This is a genomic window from Morganella sp. EGD-HP17, assembly GCF_000512315.2.
Taxonomy (GTDB): domain Bacteria; phylum Pseudomonadota; class Gammaproteobacteria; order Enterobacterales; family Enterobacteriaceae; genus Morganella; species Morganella morganii.
Genome location: NZ_AZRH01000001.1, coordinates 266,933 through 285,244, shown reverse-complemented (window position 1 = coordinate 285,244; position 18,312 = coordinate 266,933). Strand labels below are relative to the sequence as shown.

The 18,312-nt window shown below is 52.5% G+C and carries 20 protein-coding genes, 1 tRNA gene and 1 pseudogene; 13 read left to right on the top strand and 9 right to left on the bottom strand.

Annotated features, from left to right (window positions below):
* Positions 1–66: 66 nt before the first annotated feature.
* Positions 67–219: pseudogene (locus tag X965_RS19495) on the bottom strand (Arm DNA-binding domain-containing protein); the annotation flags it as partial.
* Positions 220–384: 165 nt separating this feature from the next.
* Positions 385–461, bottom strand: a tRNA-Arg gene (locus X965_RS01275).
* Positions 462–653: 192 nt separating this feature from the next.
* On the opposite strand from X965_RS01275, the gene folD reads away from it, so the two are divergent.
* The 3 genes from folD to cybB all read left to right on the top strand — a co-directional run bounded on the left by folD (position 654) and on the right by cybB (position 2,334).
* Positions 654–1,517, top strand: coding sequence for a bifunctional methylenetetrahydrofolate dehydrogenase/methenyltetrahydrofolate cyclohydrolase FolD (gene folD / locus X965_RS01270; protein WP_004241000.1), 864 nt, complete (start codon positions 654–656; stop codon positions 1,515–1,517).
* Between the two features lie 2 nt (positions 1,518–1,519).
* The gene (gene ybcJ, locus X965_RS01265; RefSeq protein WP_004237674.1) at positions 1,520–1,732 is read left to right on the top strand and encodes a ribosome-associated protein YbcJ; all 213 of its coding nucleotides are present in this window, start codon (positions 1,520–1,522) and stop codon (positions 1,730–1,732) included.
* Between the two features lie 68 nt (positions 1,733–1,800).
* Positions 1,801–2,334 carry a cytochrome b561 gene (gene cybB / locus X965_RS01260; RefSeq protein WP_036416701.1) on the top strand — a complete coding sequence of 178 codons (534 nt, stop codon included), beginning with the start codon at positions 1,801–1,803 and terminating at the stop codon, positions 2,332–2,334.
* Positions 2,335–2,414: 80 nt separating this feature from the next.
* Here the strand turns inward: cybB and cybC are convergent, their stop codons facing one another.
* On the bottom strand, positions 2,415–2,804 hold the full coding sequence (cybC, locus tag X965_RS01255) for a cytochrome b562 (protein WP_004237672.1): 390 nt from the start codon (positions 2,802–2,804) through the stop codon (positions 2,415–2,417).
* A 175-nt stretch (positions 2,805–2,979) separates the two neighbouring features.
* Positions 2,980–4,368 carry a cysteine--tRNA ligase gene (gene cysS, locus X965_RS01250; RefSeq protein WP_004237668.1) on the bottom strand — a complete coding sequence of 463 codons (1,389 nt, stop codon included), beginning with the start codon at positions 4,366–4,368 and terminating at the stop codon, positions 2,980–2,982.
* A gap of 273 nt (positions 4,369–4,641) precedes the next feature.
* Between cysS and ppiB the strand changes: the two genes are divergently transcribed.
* The 5 genes from ppiB (at position 4,642) to X965_RS01225 (ending at position 8,958) form a co-directional block, all read left to right on the top strand.
* Entirely contained in the window at positions 4,642–5,136 is a 495-nt protein-coding gene (gene ppiB / locus X965_RS01245) for a peptidylprolyl isomerase B (protein ID WP_036416698.1), read from the top strand.
* 2 nt (positions 5,137–5,138) lie between these two features.
* On the top strand, positions 5,139–5,861 hold the full coding sequence (locus X965_RS01240; protein ID WP_004237665.1) for a UDP-2,3-diacylglucosamine diphosphatase: 723 nt from the start codon (positions 5,139–5,141) through the stop codon (positions 5,859–5,861).
* A 148-nt stretch (positions 5,862–6,009) separates the two neighbouring features.
* The gene (gene purE / locus X965_RS01235; RefSeq protein WP_015422943.1) at positions 6,010–6,534 is read left to right on the top strand and encodes a 5-(carboxyamino)imidazole ribonucleotide mutase; all 525 of its coding nucleotides are present in this window, start codon (positions 6,010–6,012) and stop codon (positions 6,532–6,534) included.
* The gene (gene purK, locus X965_RS01230) at positions 6,534–7,604 is read left to right on the top strand and encodes a 5-(carboxyamino)imidazole ribonucleotide synthase (RefSeq protein WP_004237663.1); all 1,071 of its coding nucleotides are present in this window, start codon (positions 6,534–6,536) and stop codon (positions 7,602–7,604) included. The genes purE and purK overlap by 1 nt, the downstream gene beginning before the upstream one ends.
* 88 nt (positions 7,605–7,692) lie before the next feature.
* Complete coding sequence (locus X965_RS01225) at positions 7,693–8,958, top strand: CynX/NimT family MFS transporter (protein WP_004237662.1); 1,266 nt, start codon at positions 7,693–7,695, stop codon at positions 8,956–8,958.
* On the opposite strand, the gene ybbP is transcribed toward X965_RS01225, so the two are convergent.
* Both ybbP and ybbA read right to left on the bottom strand, forming a co-directional pair.
* Complete coding sequence (gene ybbP / locus X965_RS01220; protein ID WP_004237661.1) at positions 8,955–11,387, bottom strand: putative ABC transporter permease subunit YbbP; 2,433 nt, start codon at positions 11,385–11,387, stop codon at positions 8,955–8,957. The two genes, X965_RS01225 and ybbP, sit on opposite strands and share 4 nt — an antisense overlap.
* Positions 11,384–12,070, bottom strand: a complete 687-nt coding sequence (ybbA, locus tag X965_RS01215; protein WP_004237659.1) for a putative ABC transporter ATP-binding protein YbbA — start codon at positions 12,068–12,070, stop codon at positions 11,384–11,386. Before ybbA ends, ybbP begins: the two co-directional genes overlap by 4 nt.
* Here ybbA and tesA point away from each other — a divergent pair.
* The 5 genes from tesA to X965_RS01190 all read left to right on the top strand — a co-directional run bounded on the left by tesA (position 12,038) and on the right by X965_RS01190 (position 15,872).
* Positions 12,038–12,664: a multifunctional acyl-CoA thioesterase I/protease I/lysophospholipase L1 gene (gene tesA / locus X965_RS01210; RefSeq protein WP_032099246.1), complete on the top strand. Its 627-nt coding sequence runs from the start codon at positions 12,038–12,040 to the stop codon at positions 12,662–12,664. The genes ybbA and tesA overlap by 33 nt on opposite strands.
* A 62-nt stretch (positions 12,665–12,726) precedes the next feature.
* Positions 12,727–13,512 carry an SDR family oxidoreductase gene (locus X965_RS01205; protein WP_004241009.1) on the top strand — a complete coding sequence of 262 codons (786 nt, stop codon included), beginning with the start codon at positions 12,727–12,729 and terminating at the stop codon, positions 13,510–13,512.
* Positions 13,513–13,571: 59 nt separating this feature from the next.
* Complete coding sequence (locus X965_RS01200) at positions 13,572–14,429, top strand: co-chaperone YbbN (RefSeq protein WP_015422944.1); 858 nt, start codon at positions 13,572–13,574, stop codon at positions 14,427–14,429.
* 55 nt (positions 14,430–14,484) lie between these two features.
* Positions 14,485–15,423, top strand: coding sequence for an SPFH domain-containing protein (locus X965_RS01195; protein WP_004237654.1), 939 nt, complete (start codon positions 14,485–14,487; stop codon positions 15,421–15,423).
* On the top strand, positions 15,420–15,872 hold the full coding sequence (locus tag X965_RS01190) for an NfeD family protein (protein ID WP_004237653.1): 453 nt from the start codon (positions 15,420–15,422) through the stop codon (positions 15,870–15,872). Before X965_RS01195 ends, X965_RS01190 begins: the two co-directional genes overlap by 4 nt.
* A gap of 65 nt (positions 15,873–15,937) precedes the next feature.
* Here the strand turns inward: X965_RS01190 and X965_RS01185 are convergent, their stop codons facing one another.
* From X965_RS01185 to X965_RS01175, 3 genes are all read right to left on the bottom strand, one after another.
* A complete protein-coding gene (locus X965_RS01185; protein ID WP_036416694.1) occupies positions 15,938–17,422 on the bottom strand; it encodes a C69 family dipeptidase in 1,485 nt (494 codons plus the stop codon).
* 302 nt (positions 17,423–17,724) lie between these two features.
* On the bottom strand, positions 17,725–17,952 hold the full coding sequence (locus X965_RS01180; RefSeq protein ID WP_004237651.1) for a type II toxin-antitoxin system YafQ family toxin: 228 nt from the start codon (positions 17,950–17,952) through the stop codon (positions 17,725–17,727).
* Positions 17,936–18,208 carry a type II toxin-antitoxin system RelB/DinJ family antitoxin gene (locus tag X965_RS01175; RefSeq protein WP_015422945.1) on the bottom strand — a complete coding sequence of 91 codons (273 nt, stop codon included), beginning with the start codon at positions 18,206–18,208 and terminating at the stop codon, positions 17,936–17,938. Before X965_RS01175 ends, X965_RS01180 begins: the two co-directional genes overlap by 17 nt.
* Between the last annotated feature and the right edge of the window lie 104 nt (positions 18,209–18,312).

Here is an 18,312-nt window from a genome sequence, read left to right as displayed (position 1 = left end):
TCTTTTTTTTAAATTACCTCTAAAAAACACATGCGTCAAATCGAATATGTTTCCCATAAACTATTATTGTAACCGCCAGTATTTAGAACCATTAGCATGCACATAAAGGTGCATTCCTTCACCGTCAGTTAGTTTGTATCCTTTATCGGCAGGCTTTGCCGTTCTTACCTTCACATCTGTTAGTGCCGTATAGGAACTCCCATGAGTTTGTGTTGGTATAAGAATTCATTGAACCTGTATGTACCAACGCATATGCCAACAAATATTACTTGATTTAGGTTGATATAGGTGGATGTCAGTTGAACGAAGAAAAGTTAAAATCAGCTAATTAACTGAATTTCAGACATAAAAAAAGACATCGGTTGATGTCCATTGACTTCGGAATGGTACGCCCTACAGGATTCGAACCTGTGACCTACGGCTTAGAAGGCCGTTGCTCTATCCAGCTGAGCTAAGGGCGCGCTGAGGAAAAAAACAGCGGGTTAACTGCTTGATGCACCGTGGATTATACGGCTGCGACGCGGCGAGTCAATCAGAAAATCAGTTATCTTCGGCAGTTACTTTCTGACACCTTAATAAAACATAACTGACAGACGGAAAATGTTCTGACAGAATAGTGCCCATCTTTTATCTGTTTTATGGATTTTTACACGATGTCAGCAAAAATTATAGACGGGAAAACGATTGCGTCGACCATACGTGCCGAAGTTGCCGCAAAAGTTCAGCAACGGATTGCCAGCGGAAAACGGGCTCCCGGTCTTGCCGTTATCCTGGTCGGTGAGAACCCCGCGTCGCAGATTTATGTCGCCAGCAAACGCCGTTCATGTGAAGAAGTCGGATTTATTTCACGCTCTTATGACCTCCCCGATACCACCAGCGAAGCCGAACTCCTCCATCTCATTGATGAACTGAATAATGATAATACTATCGACGGGATCCTCGTTCAGCTTCCGCTGCCTGCCGGCATTGATAATGTCAAAGTGATTGAACGCATTCATCCTGATAAAGACGTCGACGGTTTTCATCCTTATAATATCGGCCGCCTGTGTCAGCGTGCGCCGAATCTGCGCCCGTGCACACCGCGCGGTATTGTGACACTGCTTGAGCGCTGCAATATCAATACATTTGGTCTGAATGCCGTGATTATCGGCGCATCCAATATTGTCGGCCGCCCGATGAGCCTGGAGCTGCTGCTGGCCGGTTGCACCACAACTGTCACTCACCGCTTTACCACCAATCTGCGTCACCATGTTGAACACGCGGATTTGCTGATTGTGGCGGTCGGGAAACCGAATTTTATTCCGGGTGAGTGGATCAAACCCGGCGCAATTGTGATTGATGTGGGCATTAACCGTCTGGAAAACGGCAAAGTGGTCGGTGATGTGAATTTTGCCGAAGCCGCTGAACGTGCAGAGTGGATAACCCCGGTGCCGGGCGGTGTCGGGCCGATGACGGTCGCCACACTGATTCAGAATACATTACAGGCCTGCGAAGAATTTCACGATAAGGACGAGTAACAATGGATATTTTTAATCTTGACGGCCATCCGCATGTTGAGCTGTGCGACCTGCTCAAAATTCAGGGCTGGGCCGACAGCGGTGCCGCCGCCAAACAATTTATCGCTGATGGTCAGGTGACTGTTGACGGTGAAACGGAAACCCGCAAGCGCTGCAAAATCACCGCCGGTAAAGTGGTGGAATTTGCCGGTGAGCAGGTAAAGGTGGCTGAATAATCGTAATCTGCGAATAAACCAGAGCACTGCCTCTGGTTTTTTTATCCGTATAATAAGAGCCGCAAAAAATGAAAACACAAAAATTTCAGCCTGTGCAGATTGCCCTGCACTGGTTTATTTTCCTGCTTGTGATTGTCGTTTATATCAGCGCCCTGTTACGGGACAATGCTGACGAACCACTGAGAAGTATTTTGGCCGGGCTGCATTACAGTTGCGGTATCGCTGTCGGTATACTGATGATTGTCCGGCTGGCCGTCAGAATAAAGCACCGCGCACCGGCTATTATTCCCAGACCGTCACCGATGATAACCGGCTTATCCCATCTGGTGCACCTGATAATCTTTGTGATATTTATTTTGTTACCGGTACTCGGTTTCAGTATTAAATATCTGAACGGTTATGACTGGTCATTATTCGGTATCCCGATGCCGGTCTCCGCCGCGCCGGATGAAGATCTCGCGTACAGCATACAGAATATTCATGAGATCGTTGCCAATACCGGTTATTTTATTATCGGCCTGCATGCCGCCGCCGCACTGGCTCATCACTACTTCTGGAAAGATAATACCCTGCTGCGCATGATGCCGCGCAAACGGGACTGATTATCAGCCACTGAATAACAAAACGCCCGGCAATCATGACCGGGCGTTTTTAATACGGAAAATGGTATTTATATCAGTTGTTAACGGTATTTCTTGTGGTATTCACCACGGGTGGCTTTAAATTGTTCAGCCATGGCTTTTGCTTCCGGAATTTTACCTTCTTCCGTCAGCTTCAGTGCTTCATCAATTTGTCCGGTCAGAACATCATAACCGTGATGGTAATCCTTCACTTCTGCGCTGTCCGCCGCTTTACCTTTCAGTTTGGCCGGTAATTCTTCTCTGGCACTCTGTGCCGCAGCACGCATGTCGGTCAGTGCAGTTTTCAGCGCTGCCGCGTCATCTGTTTTTTCAACAATCTGCAGATTCGCGTTCAGCGTTTTCATATTATCTGACAGTCCGGCGGCAGATGCCGTCATTGCGCCGAATGCACAGACAGACGCCACCAGCATAGCTAACATATTTTTACTCATCAGATGCTTCCTTTATTTTTAATATAAAAGTACGACAAAGACATCACACAATAAAGCAGGTGCTGTAACAGAATAGCGGATAACCGGCGGTTATGCCTGCCCGGTAAAAATAAAATAATATAAAAAAACCCGGCAGTGAATAATGCCGGGCTTTTCAGTCAGAATGTAATAACGATTACTTACGGCGCCAGGTGGTGCCCTGCGGACCATCTTCCAGCACAATACCCATGTCGGTTAAAGCATCACGGGCCGCATCGGCCAGCGCCCACTCTTTTGAGGCGCGGGCATCATTGCGCTGTTTGATCAGTGCTTCGATTTTCGCTGCATCTTCATCACTTTCGCTCTGCGCACCGCTTTGCAGGAACTGCTCCGGATCCTGAGTCAGCAGCCCCAGCACACCGGCCAGCTGGCGCAGTTGTGCTGCCAGGCCGTTTGCTGCAGTCATATCTTCCTGTTTCAGACGGTTCAGTTCACGCGCCATATCAAACAGCACAGAGTAAGCTTCCGGCGTGTTAAAATCATCATCCATCGCATCGCGGAAACGATTTGCGAATTCCTCATTCACCACGACCGCCGCATCTTTATCTGTGCCGCGCAGTGCGGTATAGAAACGCTCCAGAGCAGTACGCGCCTGTTTCAGGTTCTCTTCTGTGTAGTTGAGCTGGCTGCGGTAATGTGCGGACAGCAGGAAGTAACGCACCGTTTCCGGGTCGTAATAGCCCAGCACATCACGGATGGTGAAGAAGTTATTGAGGGATTTTGACATCTTCTCTTTATCAACCATCACCATACCGGAGTGCATCCAGTAATTGACATACGGGCCGTCGTGGGCACAGGTGGACTGCGCTATTTCGTTTTCATGGTGCGGGAACATCAGGTCAGAACCGCCGCCGTGAATATCAAAATGTGTGCCCAGCTGTTTGCTGTTCATCGCGGAACATTCGATATGCCAGCCAGGACGGCCTGCGCCCCACGGGGATTCCCATGACGGCTCACCCGGTTTGGACATTTTCCACAGCACGAAATCCATCGGGTTGCGTTTCACATCCGCCACCTCGACACGGGCACCGGCCTGGAGCTGCTCCAGATCCTGACGTGACAGCAGGCCGTATTCCGGGTCACTGCTGATATCAAACATCACATCCCCGTTGTCCGCCACATAGGCATGACCGCGATCGAGCAGTAACTGCGTGATCTCAATAATCTCTTTGATGTGATGTGTGGCACGCGGCTCTGAATCCGGGCGCATCAGGTTCATGGCATCGAAATCGCGGTGCATTTCCGCCACCATGCGATCCACCAGCTGATCACAGGTTTCGTTATTTTCATTCGCCCGTCTGATAATTTTGTCGTCCACATCCGTGATGTTGCGGATATAGTTTACATCATACCCGGCGTGACGCAGATAGCGCACAATGGTGTCAAACGCGACAAATGTCCGCCCGTGTCCGATATGACACAGGTCGTAAACAGTGATACCACACACGTACATCCCGATTTTACCGGGGTTAATGGGCTTAAATTCCTCTTTTTGTCTTGATAAGGTGTTATAAATTTTCAGCATAGGACTATTCCATTAAAAGTCTGTACGTGTTGATGGTGACTTCTGTTAATTAATTGATAATAAATACTTTATTTTTTATATCTGCCTGCGGGGATCATAATCTGAGACAGGTCAGGTTATTGAAACGCGAATACCCTGCAAATGCAAGAAAGACCCTGTAAAACCCGGTGATTATAACAAATACTGACGCAGATTAGTGAGTATGATATAACACACCCCGGAGATAAAAACGGCAGATTATTGCCTTTATAATATAAGCAGCAGGAAATTATTATGGTAACTTTTCATACAAATCATGGTGATATCGTCATTAAGACGTTCGCGGACAAAGCACCGGAAACGGTCGCAAACTTCCTGAAATATTGTGAAGACGGTTTCTACAATAACACCATTTTCCATCGTGTTATCAATGATTTCATGGTCCAGGGCGGCGGTTTTGAACCGGGCATGAAGCAGAAACCGACTCTCGGTATGATCAAAAACGAAGCCAACAACGGTCTGAAAAACAACCGCGGCACCCTGGCGATGGCCCGTACCAACGATCCGCATTCCGCCACTGCACAGTTTTTCATCAACGTGGTTGACAACGACTACCTGAACTTCCGTTCAGAAACACCAAGTGGCTGGGGCTACTGCGTGTTTGCTGAAGTGGTTGAAGGTATGGATGTTGTGGATAAAATCAAAGCGGTCAAAACCGGCAACAGCGGTATGCACCAGGATGTGCCGCGCGAAGATGTGCTCATCGAAAGCGTGACTGTTTCTGAGTAAGTATGACCACGCTTATTATTGCAGATTTGCATTTAAATGAGCAGGAGCCGGCGATCACCGCCGGCTTTCTTCGTTTCCTGCGGGAACAGGCTGTTCACGCATCACAGCTCTATATCCTCGGTGATTTTTTTGATTACTGGATTGGTGATGATGACCCGAACCCGCTGCATAAAACCGTGGCTGATGCACTGAAATCCCTCAGTGACAGCGGCGTGAAGATCTTCTTTATCTGCGGCAACCGTGATTTCCTGCTGGGTGAGCGCTATGCCCGTCAGTGCGGCATGACCCTGCTGCCGGATACACAGGTGATTGAAGCCGAAGGGCATCAGATCCTGATCCTGCACGGCGATACCCTCTGCACGGATGATACGGACTACCAGCATTATCGCCAGCGTGTTCACACTCCGTGGATCCAGCGCCTGTTTCTGTGGCTGCCATTGTCGCTGCGCCTGAAAATCGCGAAGAAAATGCGCGCGGGCAGTCAGTCTGCCAATCAGCGCAAAAGCGAAGCGATTATGGATGTGAATCAGAACGAGGTGATGAAGGCATTCCGTCAGTACCGGACCCGCTGGATGATCCACGGCCACACTCACCGTCCTGCGGTGCATGATGTCTCCGCTGACGGCGAAACGCACTTTCGCGGTGTCCTCGGCGCGTGGCACTCACAGGGTTCTGCCTTTAAAATCACCCCGGACAGCATTTCACTGATCTTCTTTCCGTTCTGAGCCGTTATCTCCCCGTATTTGTGAAAAATCCGTGACGCAAACGTTTTCCTTCGTGATTTACCGTGATATTATGCCCGTCTTCTTAACCGGCCAACGGCCGGACGTCTGTCAATTTTCGTGACGCGGGATGTACAGGAGCACCGAAAACATGAACGCCGCCTCTTCGCAACAACACTCACCGGCAGCCAAAGTGGCTATTGTTATGGGATCCAAAAGTGACTGGAGCACCATGGAACACGCCGCAGCGATCCTCGATATGCTTCAGGTGCCTTATCACACAGAAGTGGTTTCCGCGCACCGCACGCCGGACAAACTGTTTTCCTTTGCTGAAACCGCAAAACAGAACGGGTTTGATGTGATCATTGCCGGTGCCGGTGGTGCCGCGCATCTGCCGGGGATGCTGGCGGCGAAAACCCTCGTTCCGGTACTGGGTGTGCCGGTGCAGAGTGCCGCGCTCAGCGGTGTCGACAGTCTCTATTCCATTGTGCAGATGCCGAAAGGCATTCCGGTCGGTACGCTGGCCATCGGCAAAGCCGGTGCCGCCAATGCCGCCCTGCTCGCCGCACAGATCCTCGCCCTGCATGATGAGGCGCTGCTTACCCGCCTGACAGCATGGCGTAATGCACAGACCGATGATGTCCTCAGCCACCCGGATCCGCGGGAGGCCAACTGATGAAACCGGTGTGTGTTCTGGGAAACGGCCAGTTGGGCCGGATGCTGCGCCAGGCCGGTGAGCCGCTGGGGATTTCGGTTTATCCGGTCGGGTTAGATGCCGAGCCGGAAGCCGTCCCTTATCAGCACAGCGTGATCACCGCTGAAATTGAGCAGTGGCCGCAGACCGCGCTGACACAGGTGCTGGAGCAGCACCCTGCCTTTATCAACCGCGATATTTTTCCGCGCCTGGCCGACCGCCTGCCGCAAAAAACGCTAATGGACGATCTGCATCTCGCCACCTCACCGTGGCAGCCGCTCTCCTCTCCGGATGAATGGCCGGACATTTTTGCCCGTCTCGGGGACTTTATCATCGTCAAACGCCGTACCGGCGGTTATGACGGACGTGGTCAGTGGCGGGTGCGTCCCGGTGATGAAGCTGCTCTGCCGCCGGAGATTTACGGCGAATGTATTGCCGAGAAAGGCATTCTGTTTTCCGGTGAAGTGTCGCTGGTCGGTGCCCGTAACCGCGCCGGGGAATGTGTGTTTTACCCGCTGACCCGTAACCATCACGAAGAGGGCATTCTGCGTATGAGCGTGGCCTTCCCGCAGACACAAAACCCGCTTCAGACACAGGCTGAGCAGATGCTGGGGGCGATCCTCACTGAGCTGGATTATACCGGTGTGATGGCTATGGAGTGTTTTGTCACAGAGGACGGCCTGCTGATCAACGAACTGGCACCGCGAGTGCATAACAGCGGCCACTGGACACAAAACGGTGCGTCTGTCAGCCAGTTTGAGCTGCATCTGCGGGCGATTCTGGATCTGCCGCTGCCGCAGCCGGTTGTCACCGCCCCGGCGGTCATGGTGAATATTATCGGCACAGAACTGAATACACAGTGGCTGGCACAGCCGCTGGCGCATCTGCACTGGTATGACAAAGAAGTGCGCCCGGCGCGTAAGGTCGGTCACATTAACCTGACTCATCCCGATCCGGCACAGCTTATCGTGGCACTCAGCGGGCTGGCACAGGATTTACCGCCGGAATATCAATCCTCTGCGGACTGGGCAAAAACAATATTAAGCTGGTAGTCGGCACGGTTTCCGGCGACAATAGCCCCATTCTGATGCCCGGTGTTCAGCCGGGCATTTTGCTTTTTACGCCGTATCCGGAGCCGGGATGTTTTCGTCAGATCGCCGCTTAGGTCCTGTTTATCAATGGACTATACTCACCCTGCTGGGGCTGGTTTATTTCCTCACCACTGCCACCACCTTTACCTCATTAGGCGTGGTCTTACCCGGCATGCTCAGAGAGCTGAACTGGAGCTGGACAGACGCCGGTTTCGGATTCACCCTGCTCGGGCTGACCTGCGGGCTATCCAGCTTTCTGCCAAGTCTTCTCATCCGTAAAACCAATGTTCGCCTGACGCTGCTGGCCGGGCTGCTGCTGTTTCTGGCCGGGTTTTACAGCCTGTACACCACACAGTCAATTCAGCGCTATTTTATCGGCACCGCCTTTCTCGGGATTGGTTTTACCTTTATGGCTACTGTTCCCGGCACTTATGTAATTTCGCGGCTGTTCAGCCGTCAGTCGCTGGCGTTTGGTTTTTACTTTACTCTTGGCGGGCTGGGCGGTGTGGTCGGGCCGTGGATCTATTTTCTCGCCGCGCATGTGTTCGGCTCCTGGCGGATCCACTGGCTGATCTCCGCCCTGACGCTGGCCGTTGTCACTCTGATCACCCTGCTGGTGATGCGGGAAGGCCGCCGTGAGATCACTCACGCCCGTGCCGTGATGTGGCAGCAGAAAAAACAGAGTTCCCGTATCTACCGCAGTCAGGCGCGCTGGAGCGCCCGTCAGGCGCTGAGAACCTGGCAGTTTTATGTCATCGCCGCCTCTTATACCGCGTTTTTATGGTGCGGATTCACCGTAAACAGCTTTGCCGTGCCGCATATTATGGATAAGGGGTTCAGTGAAACCGTTGCCGCCACACTGCTCAGTACTATGGCCTTTATTAACGCCTTTTCCCGTCTGGCGGGCGGCGCTATCGGAGAGTGGCTGGAGCCGAAAAAACTGCTGATTATCAGCCTCGCCACTATCACATTCGGTGTGCTGACACTGAGTATCGCGACCAGCTGGCCGCTGCTGATCCTGTTTACCGTACTGGTGGGGATTGGTTACGGCATGACATTCCTGGCCTCCAGCGTGCTGCTGGCAAACTATTTCGGCCGTGGTCCGTATCTGGAGCTGTTCTCTGTGGTGAACCTGATTTCCACCTTTGCCTGTCTGGCACCATTCTTTGCCGGTGCCGTCAAGGATTACAGCGGCAGCTTTACCCCTGCGTTTCTGCTGATTGCCCTGCCGGTGATTGTGATTCTGGCGGCCACATTCTTTATGCGGCCACCACAACACAAACCGGTCAGAGCATACACATCGTCGCCGGACTAACTCTGCAGGCGGCGGTATTGCTGAGAATCCCCGAGCAGGCGGATCCCCAGCACACTGCCGCAGAGTGACAGCAGAAAACCACCGGCCAGCGGCAGCCCGACCCACAGCGGCCACTGCGGCTGCCACGGAAAATCAAACACGCGGGTCTGCAACAGCCACAGGGCTGTCTCCGCTCCGAGCGCCGCGACCACTCCGGCCATCGCGCCCAGCAAGGCAAACTCACTCCACAGCGTGCGCCGCAACAGGCGTTTACCGGCCCCGAGCGTGCGGTATACCACCAGCTCGGTCCGGCGCTGGTTCATCCCCACCTGGATCTGTGCCAGTAATAACAGCACGCCGCAAATCAGCACCAGTACCACCATCGCTTCCAGCGCACGGCTGACCTGCGCGAGAATGGTCTGGATCTGTTTCAGCATCGAGCCGGTATCAAAAATACTGATGGACGGATACTTGCGGTTCATCTGGGTGATTAACCCGTCATTACCGTCATAGTGAAAGCTGGTCAGCCACATGGCGCTCTGGTTTTCCAGCGAGGCGTGATTAAAGATGAAGAAGAAATTAGGCCGCATACTTTCCCAGTCCACCTGCCGCACACTGCTGACAGTCACGGTAAACGGCCGGGTATCACCGGTAAAGGTCAGGGTATCCCCGACTTTCAGCCCGAGTTCTTTGACCACTTCCATCTCAATGGAGACTTCCCCGGGTTTCGGCGGCCAGGTGCCGTCCACCAGTTCATTGAGCGGCGGCAGCGATTCCAGCCAGGTGAGGCTCAGTTCGCGGCGGACCGTGTTGTTGCCCGGATCACGCGCATCCGCCCATGCCAGCGCAGTTTCGCCGTTAATGCCGGACAGCCGCGCCAGCACCACCGGGTAATATTCCGACGGTGTCACGTTGTGTGACGCCAGCAACTGATTGACCGGCGTTATTTGTTCTTCCGTCATATTCACGAGAAAATAGTTCGGCGTGTCCGGCGGCAGTTGCTGCTGCCAGCGCCCGATCAGATCACCGCGGATCATCACCAGCAATCCCAGCAGCATAAAGGAGAGCGCGAACGCCCCGGTCTGTACCAGTGTCTGGCCGGGCTGGTGCAGCAGACGGCGGACAGCCAGGCGCAGACTCAGCGCACGGAACGGGATTTTTGCCAGCAGCCATAATCCGCCGTAACCGGCCACCGCCAGCAGTGCGGCGATCAATACCACCCCGGCCAGCACCGCCCAGAGCAGAAACGAGGCATTGGTCAGCACCGCCAGCCCGCCTGCCACAATCAGCACCGCCAGCGGCAGATACCAGCGCAGCGGCCAGACCGGCGCCACCACATCATCACGCAGTACGCGGGTCGGTTGTGTCAGCATCAGCTGGCGGTAAGGCCGTGCGCCCACCAGCAACGTGATGGCAAGCAGTGTCAGCAGTGCCCATGCCCACGGCCATAATCCCGGATCCGGCAGCGCCTTCGGCAGCAGCGGTGCCAGCAGGCTCATCAGGATTGCATCAAAAATCAGTCCCAGCAGAGATCCGGCAACCATTGCTGCCGCCATCAGCACCGCCCACTGGCCGACCACCCAGTAACGCAGCTCGCGCCGCCCGGCTCCGAGTGTTTTCAGTACGGCAATCAGGGTGTGACGGCTGCGGCAGTAATGCGACATAGCAACCGCCACTGCGGCGATCGCCAGCAACAATGTCAGCAGCGCAGAGAGCACCAGGAACTGCTGAGCGCGATCGATCGACTTCGCCAGCGCCCCGCCTTCCTGTTTCAGGGTGACCCAGCGCTGGTCAATCCGCAGCGCATCTTCATACTGCTGTTTAAACACCGCCACCGCATCCGGCGCACCGGCAAACATATCGCGGTAGGTCAGGCGGCTGCCCGGCTGTACGGCACCGGTGGCTTCCACATCCTGTAAATTGATCAGTACACGGGGCGCCATCTGAAACGGGTTAAAACCGCTGTCCGGCTCCTGAATAAGAAAACCGGCGATTTTCAGATCGGTATCCCCCACTTCCAGCATCTGTCCCGGTTTTACCGAGAGCAGCTCTGCCAGACGCGGCGCGATCAAAATCTCTCCCCGGGCCGGTTTCAGGCCGGGCGGGTCGGTTTCCAGCTCGCCGTACAGCGGATAAGCGTCATCCGCCGCTTTGACATACACCAGTTGCGGCACATCATTGGCAAATACCATGGTGTTGAAACTCATCTGCTGACTGAGCGCCAGGCCGCTTTCCTGTGCCTTTTTCAGCCAGGTTTCATCCGCCGGATACGAGCCGCGCAGTACCAGATCACCGGCCAGATAGTCACGGCTCTGATAGTTCACACTTTGATTAATACGATCACCGGCACGTCCCAGTGCCAGCACACAGGCCACCGCCAGGGTCAGTGACAGCCAGACCACCAGCAGAGACGGCGTACGCCACTCCCGCCAGAACCAGCGCCAGATCATGCCAGTTCCTCCAGCTTACCGTCCGACAGTTTCAGCCGCCGCTGACAGCGGGCAGCGAGGGTCAGATCATGCGTGACCAGAATCAGGGTGGTGCCGTAGTCGCGATTGAGCGAAAACAGCAAATCGGCAATTTTGTCGCCGGTGCGGCGGTCGAGGTTGCCGGTCGGCTCATCGGCAAACAGAATTTTCGGCCGGGTCGAGAATGCACGGGCGATGGCCACGCGCTGTTGTTCCCCGCCGGAAAGCTGGGCAGGCATATGTTTCAGGCGTTTTTCCAGCCCTAGCTGGATCAGCAGCTGCTCTGCATTCTCCCGGCTGACGGATTCGGACTCACCGCGCAGCAGCGCAGGCAGCTGGACATTCTCCAGGGCATTAAGGGTCGGGATCAGCATAAAGGACTGAAACACAAAACCGACATCCCGCGCCCGCAGTTTTGCCCGCGCTTCCTCATCCAGCTGCGGCAGTGACTGCCCGAGCAGTTTCACCTCACCGGAGGTCGCGTCATCCAGACCGGCGATAATGCCGAGCAGGGTTGATTTTCCGGATCCGGATTCCCCCACCAGCGCGATTGTTTCTTCAGGCTCGACAACCAACCCGGCACCCTGCAATATAGTGATCTCATTTTCACCCTGACCGACGCGCTTAATAAGATGATCAATTTCAAGAATAGGCTCCGCTGCCATCTCTGTTTCCTTTTTCTGCTGCTGTTCAGCGGGAATTTGTATGCCGCCGGAACATTACTGATACTGGGGGACAGCCTGAGTGCCGGTTACCGCCTTCCGGCCGGAGAGGCGTGGGCGGCACAGCTGGGACAACGCTGGCAACAGGCCGGTAACGGTATCACACTGATAAACGGCAGTATCAGCGGAAATACGGCGGCTCAGGGACTTGCCCGTCTGCCCGCACTGCTGGAGCAGCACCGGCCGCAATGGGTACTGATTGAACTGGGTGCCAACGACGGCCTGCGCGGTCTGCCGCTGACACAAACCCGCACTGACCTTCAGGCTGCGATTGATGCAGTGAAGGCCGCCGGGGCGAAACCGCTGCTGATGCAGATCCGCATTCCGCCGAATTACGGCAAACGCTATACCGAGCGGTTCTCGGCGCTCTATCCGGCGCTGGCACAGGAAAATGCCGTTCCGCTGATCCCGTTTTATATGGAAGCGGTCGTCACCAATCCGCAGTGGATTCAGGATGACGGCATACACCCGAACGCGGCAGCACAGCCTTATGTGACTGACTGGATGGATAAAACACTGCTGCCTTACTTACAGTAACGGGTGTCAGACTATCCTAAATGATTTATCCATAATTTATAAGCAGTTAAGCAGGTAAAGAAATGCAAAAAGCAGTTTTGATCACCGGCAGCTCCAGCGGTATCGGGCTATGCGCGGCTAAAACACTGAAACAGCGGGGCTACCGTGTGCTGGCCGCCTGCCGCAAACCGGCAGATCTGGCTGAAATGGCGCGCCTCGGGTTTGAGCCGGTGGAGCTGGATCTGGACTGCCCGCAGAGTGTTGCCCGTGCCGCAGAGCAGGTGCTGGCACTGACAGATAACCGCCTGTACGGCCTGTTCAATAATGCCGGTTTTGGTCTGTACGGCCCGCTGGACACCGTCAGCCGTGAAGATCTGGAAAAACAGTTTTCCGCCAATCTGTTCGGCACACACCAGTTGACCACCCTGCTGCTGCCCGCTATGAAACAGGCCGGTGAAGGCCGGATCATCCAGACCAGCTCGGTAATGGGGCTGATTTCCACGCCCGGGCGCGGTGCCTATGCCGCCAGCAAATACGCGCTGGAAGCCTGGTCTGATGCCCTGCGGATGGAACTGTCCGGCAGCGGGATCCGCGTCAGCCTGATTGAACCGGGGCCGATCACTACCCGCTTTACCGAAAATGTCACACAAACGATGCAGGATAAACCGGTAAAAAATCCGGGAATTGCCAGCCTGTTTACCGGTAAACCGGAGGATGTGGTGAAAAAAGTCATCCACGCCCTGGAGCACCCGCACCCGAAAATACGCTATCCTGTTACGGGTCTTACCGTAATAGTGATGTGGCTCAGACGCCTGCTGCCGCTGTGGCTGATGGATAAAATACTGAACAAAAAATCCGCCGCCGCTTGAAATGCCGCGCTGCGCCCAGATGTTAATAGAAAGTCCGCCAATTTATTAAGAGAATGAATATGTTATCAAACGCACATATCACAGACGTTAACGAAACCAATTTACGCCAGGTTATTGAATCTTCAATGCAGGTGCCGGTGGTCTTTTTCTTCCATTCCGCACAGTCCCCGCAGTGTCAGGAACTGGGCGCCATTCTGGAAAAAGTGGCGGCTGACTATGCCGGGATGATGATCCTCGCCAGAGTGAACTGCGATACCGAGCAGATGATCGCCTCACAGTTCGGCCTGCGTGCGGTGCCGACCACCTATCTGTTCCATCAGGGGCAGCCGGTCGACGGTTTTGAGGGGCCACAGAATGAAGAGACTGTCCGTAATTTCCTGGCCAAATTCCTGCCGTCCGAATCTGAAATCAAAACCGGTCAGGCCATTGAACTGATTGAAGCCGGCGATTTTCAGGCTGCTCTGCCGCTGCTGCGTGAAGCACACCAGGCTGAGAGTAATAACAGCGAAATCACCCTGCTGCTGGCACAGACACTGATGGAAGTGAAGCTGTCAGAAGAAGCTGAAAAAGTATTGAAGTCCGTCCCGATTCAGGATCAGGATACGCGCTATCATGGTCTCTTATCTCAAATTGAGTTACAAAAGCAGGCCGCAGACACCCCGGAAATCCAGGAACTGCAAAATACCTTTGCGGCGGATCCGGAGAATGCAGAGCTCGCGGTACAGCTGGCACTGAAACTGCATGAAGTGCACCGCAATGATGAAGCACTGGCCCTGTTATTCAGCTTCCTGAAGAAGGATCTGGCGGCTGCGGAAGGTCAGGTGCGCAAAACCATGATGGATATTATGGCGGCAATGGGAACCGCAGACAGTACTGCCGCATCTTATCGACGTAAGCTATACTCGTTACTGTACTAATTAATTGCCTTACTGAATTATTTAACCCACTCATTACTGATAAGGATTTTGGCTCATGGATTTGTTCTCACTGGGTTTTGTCCCGATTATTATTCTCATCGCCGTCATTATTGTGGCAACCGGTGTTAAAACTGTACCGCAGGGCTTTCAGTGGACTGTTGAGCGTTTTGGCCGCTATACCCGGACACTGCAACCGGGTCTGCATATTATTGTGCCGTTTATTGACCGTGTCGGCCGTAAAATCAATATGATGGAACAGGTTCTCGATATTCCGTCACAGGAAGTTATCTCCCGCGATAACGCCAACGTCACCATCGATGCCGTCTGCTTCATTCAGGTGGTGGATCCGGTGCGTGCCGCGTATGAGGTCAGCAACCTGGATCTGGCTATCATCAACCTGACCATGACCAACATCCGTACCGTGCTGGGTTCGATGGAGCTGGATGAAATTTTATCCCAGCGTGACTCCATCAACTCCCGCCTGCTGCACATTGTGGATGAGGCTACCAACCCGTGGGGGATTAAAATCACCCGTATCGAAATCCGCGACGTGCGTCCGCCGAAAGAACTGATCTCCGCGATGAACGCGCAGATGAAAGCGGAACGTACCAAACGTGCGGACATTCTTGAAGCGGAAGGTATACGTCAGGCCGCCATTCTGAAAGCAGAAGGTGAAAAACAGTCTCAGATCCTGAAAGCAGAAGGTCTGCGTCAGTCCGCCTTCCTGGAAGCGGAAGCCCGTGAACGTGCGGCAGAGGCGGAAGCCCGCGCCACACAGATGGTATCTGATGCTATCGCTGACGGTAATATGCAGGCTATTAACTACTTCGTGGCACAGAAATATACCGATGCACTGACCAAAATCGGTGCGGCGGAAAACAGCAAGGTCATTATGATGCCGCTGGAAGCAAGCAACCTGATGGGCGCTATCGGCGGTGTGGCTGAAATGTTCAATGTGTCAAAAGACACTAAAGGTCAGGGTAAATCCGCATGATTGAGATGATCGCATCACAGGCGGTCTGGTTCTGGCTCTGTTTCGGCGGCATCCTGCTGATTCTGGAGATGCTCGGTACCGGCGGTTATCTGCTCTGGAGTGGCGTGGCGGCACTGGTTGTCGCGCTTCTGGTGTGGATTATGCCGGGGCTCAGTCTCGAGTGGCAGGGTATTATCTTCGCGGTGATGACGGTGATCTGTGCGGTGTTGTGGCGTAATTTTCAGCGCCGCCGCCAGCGTAATGACAGCAGTTCGCCGAATCAGGTCAATCATAAGCTGATCGGCCTGCGTGCCGCACTGCTGGCAGAGACGGAAGACGGTTACAGCCGCATCCGTCTGGCAGACGGCAGCTGGCGTGTCTACAGCCAGTCGGCACTGCCTGCCGGTACGGAAGTGGAAGTGATTGCCGTTGACGGCATTACACTGACGGTCCGGGCTGTCAGCCGGTAACTGACCGGAAAGACCATCTCAAAACGGCCTCTGGTAACAGAGGCCGTTTTTTATGTACTCCCGCATCACGCGCCTTTAAAGCGGTAGCGTTCGTTCACGGAATTGGTCAGATCCTGCATAATAATATTGGTCAGTTTATCGGTGGTATTTAATGCATCCTGCATGACTTTATTCTGGAAGTCCTGTAACAGCTGTTTGGCTTTCGCCGGGTCTGTTTTATAAATACTCAGATACTCTTTTTCCATTGCCTGTTGTTCTTTGGCAAACTCAGCTTCCTGTTTGCTGTATTCCGCCTGCACAATTTTCGAATATTTATTAAAGTCGATCATCGCCAGTGTCTGTAATTTACGGAATTTCCAGTGTGCGGAGGCGTTATCCGCCTGCGGTGAACCGATGGTATAAGCTTCCACGTAGCTGTCCGGGCCGTAATATACCGGGACATAAACGGATAATGTCGGCATACCGAAGGCAATATAACGGACATTCCCGATTTCTTTCGGTAAATCTTTGCGTACCTGTAAAATATGGGAGTGCTGGGTTCTGAATACCGAGATTGGTCGTTTAGTGGTATCCGGATAGGTGGTTGCATACGGAGATGTACCGACATTTTCATAATGGTTGCGCAGTCCGGCTTTAATATCTTCCAGCCCCAGTTTTTTCGCCGGTTTTAAGAAGACAGGGAAATCATTGGATTTCACATCTTTAAAGTCAGTTTTAATTTCCGGGTTATACATTTTCTGCAGCACTAACACTCGCGGATAGTTGTAATAACCGTCACTTTTTGCGTCATCTTTGGTATAGGCTTTTTTGAAATTAAACTCACCGTCTTTTTTCGGATCATATAAGCCATTTTTCTCGGCAAAGGAAATCAGTGTCGGGGATGACAGGTAATTTTCTTTGTCATTCATATCAAATTTTTCCAGGCGGCCCTGGTTTGCGGTGACGTAATAGGTATTGGCCGGAATTTTCGCTGCCATCCACTCGTGGCCGCTGCCGGTTTCCAGATACCAGATCCCGTCTTTATCAATAAAGGCCACGCCGAAACCTTCACCGGCCCCTTTTTCCTCAATGATTTTCCCTAACCGCATCACCCCTTCTTTTGCGGAAGAGACATACGGTAATACCACATCCGGAATCGCATCTTCAATAATCCCGGTATCTTCAACATACGGGTCAATTTTTAATGAAGCTTCATTGGCGAAAATCGTTTCTGTGGCACTGATCCCGACACCGGCGTCATTAAAGCCGTTGGAACTGAAACGGAACTGACCTTTATCATTCCATTCCGGGATAGTGGTATAACGCATTGCCTTTTCCGGCAGGGTATAGGTGAATTTATTTAAGTTGGTTTTAAACTCAGTGTCTTTATTTACTTTTTCCTGATTCACCTGCAAAACTTTCGGGTTTGCCGGATTCATATCTTCATTGCGGGCAATATATTGCGCACCATCTGAAGACGCATTTTCACCGACAAAAATAGTGGTACACGCCGTTGCATCAGAAATCACCAGTGCAGCACCCACAGCAAGAGATAAAACACTACGTTTCATAGAGAACACCTTCCATTGAGTTATAAATTGCGCTTACGCTATCCATTACCCACTGAATTTTCTTTTACGCAGATCGCATAATGCAAAGTCAATCACTGAATTATTCGCAAAATATGGTGCATTTCACTAATTTGCGATTTAATCACGGATAAGTGTTTTGGTTAAAATTACGGATTATTTTTTCAGCGGGGAATTGATCGGAAACAAAAAAGAGAAACAGAGGTAATCTATTTTGCCTGAGGTAAAAATTAAAAAATTTCACTGTGAGATCCGAGGCGAGCCAATTTCAGACAGCGATCACCTTATTTTTTATAAATCAAAATCAAATCAGGATAGAGGTGGCAATCACGAAATGTACGCCAATTTCCTTTAAGCGGATGATCAGCGTATTTTTCAGGTATAGGGAGATCATTTACCAATATATTCAGGATGTTCTGTAGACTGTCATTTAACATCATACGGTAAATACCCTTAACTTCCCGTTTATAATCTTTTTTAAACTGAGATGAACGTTCAATCGTCCTTGCCATCCTGCAGATCCGCCATTAAATCTGAAATACTGTCAAATTTTTTGCCTTTCCCGCACTCCAACTCTTCTATTGCGGCCCGGGTACGTGCAGCATGACGATATTGTGTACTTTTCACACAAAATGGCATCGCTTTCTGTTCAACAATCTGAATCATCAACATTCTTATCGCGTCACTCACTGTTAAGCCCATCGATTCAAGCGTTTCAATCGCTTCTGCTTTCAGCTTCGGATCAATTTTTGCTCTGACATATTCCACTTTAGAGATAACCAGCCCTCAAAGCAGGTGAATAAACAGACGATAGTGTAGTCATACCGTAGTCGTTCCACAATCAGATTAAGTACAGCCGAACTGATAACCCT

Excerpts from the sequence above, each read along its gene's own strand:
- X965_RS01195 (WP_004237654.1), top strand. The coding sequence starts at position 14,485 with ATGGATTTGTTCTCACTGGGTTTTGTCCCGATTATTATTCTCATCGCC.
- ppiB (WP_036416698.1), top strand. The coding sequence starts at position 4,642 with ATGGTAACTTTTCATACAAATCATGGTGATATCGTCATTAAGACGTTC.
- X965_RS01240 (WP_004237665.1), top strand. The coding sequence starts at position 5,139 with ATGACCACGCTTATTATTGCAGATTTGCATTTAAATGAGCAGGAGCCG.
- ybbP (WP_004237661.1), bottom strand. The coding sequence starts at position 11,387 with ATGATCTGGCGCTGGTTCTGGCGGGAGTGGCGTACGCCGTCTCTGCTG.
- tesA (WP_032099246.1), top strand. The coding sequence starts at position 12,038 with ATGATCAATTTCAAGAATAGGCTCCGCTGCCATCTCTGTTTCCTTTTT.
- X965_RS01225 (WP_004237662.1), top strand. The coding sequence starts at position 7,693 with ATGTTTTCGTCAGATCGCCGCTTAGGTCCTGTTTATCAATGGACTATA.
- X965_RS01180 (WP_004237651.1), bottom strand. The coding sequence starts at position 17,952 with ATGGCAAGGACGATTGAACGTTCATCTCAGTTTAAAAAAGATTATAAA.
- cybB (WP_036416701.1), top strand. The coding sequence starts at position 1,801 with ATGAAAACACAAAAATTTCAGCCTGTGCAGATTGCCCTGCACTGGTTT.
- X965_RS01185 (WP_036416694.1), bottom strand. The coding sequence starts at position 17,422 with ATGAAACGTAGTGTTTTATCTCTTGCTGTGGGTGCTGCACTGGTGATT.
- ybcJ (WP_004237674.1), top strand. The coding sequence starts at position 1,520 with ATGGATATTTTTAATCTTGACGGCCATCCGCATGTTGAGCTGTGCGAC.
- cybC (WP_004237672.1), bottom strand. The coding sequence starts at position 2,804 with ATGAGTAAAAATATGTTAGCTATGCTGGTGGCGTCTGTCTGTGCATTC.
- cysS (WP_004237668.1), bottom strand. The coding sequence starts at position 4,368 with ATGCTGAAAATTTATAACACCTTATCAAGACAAAAAGAGGAATTTAAG.
- X965_RS01205 (WP_004241009.1), top strand. The coding sequence starts at position 12,727 with ATGCAAAAAGCAGTTTTGATCACCGGCAGCTCCAGCGGTATCGGGCTA.
- X965_RS01200 (WP_015422944.1), top strand. The coding sequence starts at position 13,572 with ATGTTATCAAACGCACATATCACAGACGTTAACGAAACCAATTTACGC.
- ybbA (WP_004237659.1), bottom strand. The coding sequence starts at position 12,070 with ATGGCAGCGGAGCCTATTCTTGAAATTGATCATCTTATTAAGCGCGTC.
- folD (WP_004241000.1), top strand. The coding sequence starts at position 654 with ATGTCAGCAAAAATTATAGACGGGAAAACGATTGCGTCGACCATACGT.
- purK (WP_004237663.1), top strand. The coding sequence starts at position 6,534 with ATGAAACCGGTGTGTGTTCTGGGAAACGGCCAGTTGGGCCGGATGCTG.
- purE (WP_015422943.1), top strand. The coding sequence starts at position 6,010 with ATGAACGCCGCCTCTTCGCAACAACACTCACCGGCAGCCAAAGTGGCT.
- X965_RS01190 (WP_004237653.1), top strand. The coding sequence starts at position 15,420 with ATGATTGAGATGATCGCATCACAGGCGGTCTGGTTCTGGCTCTGTTTC.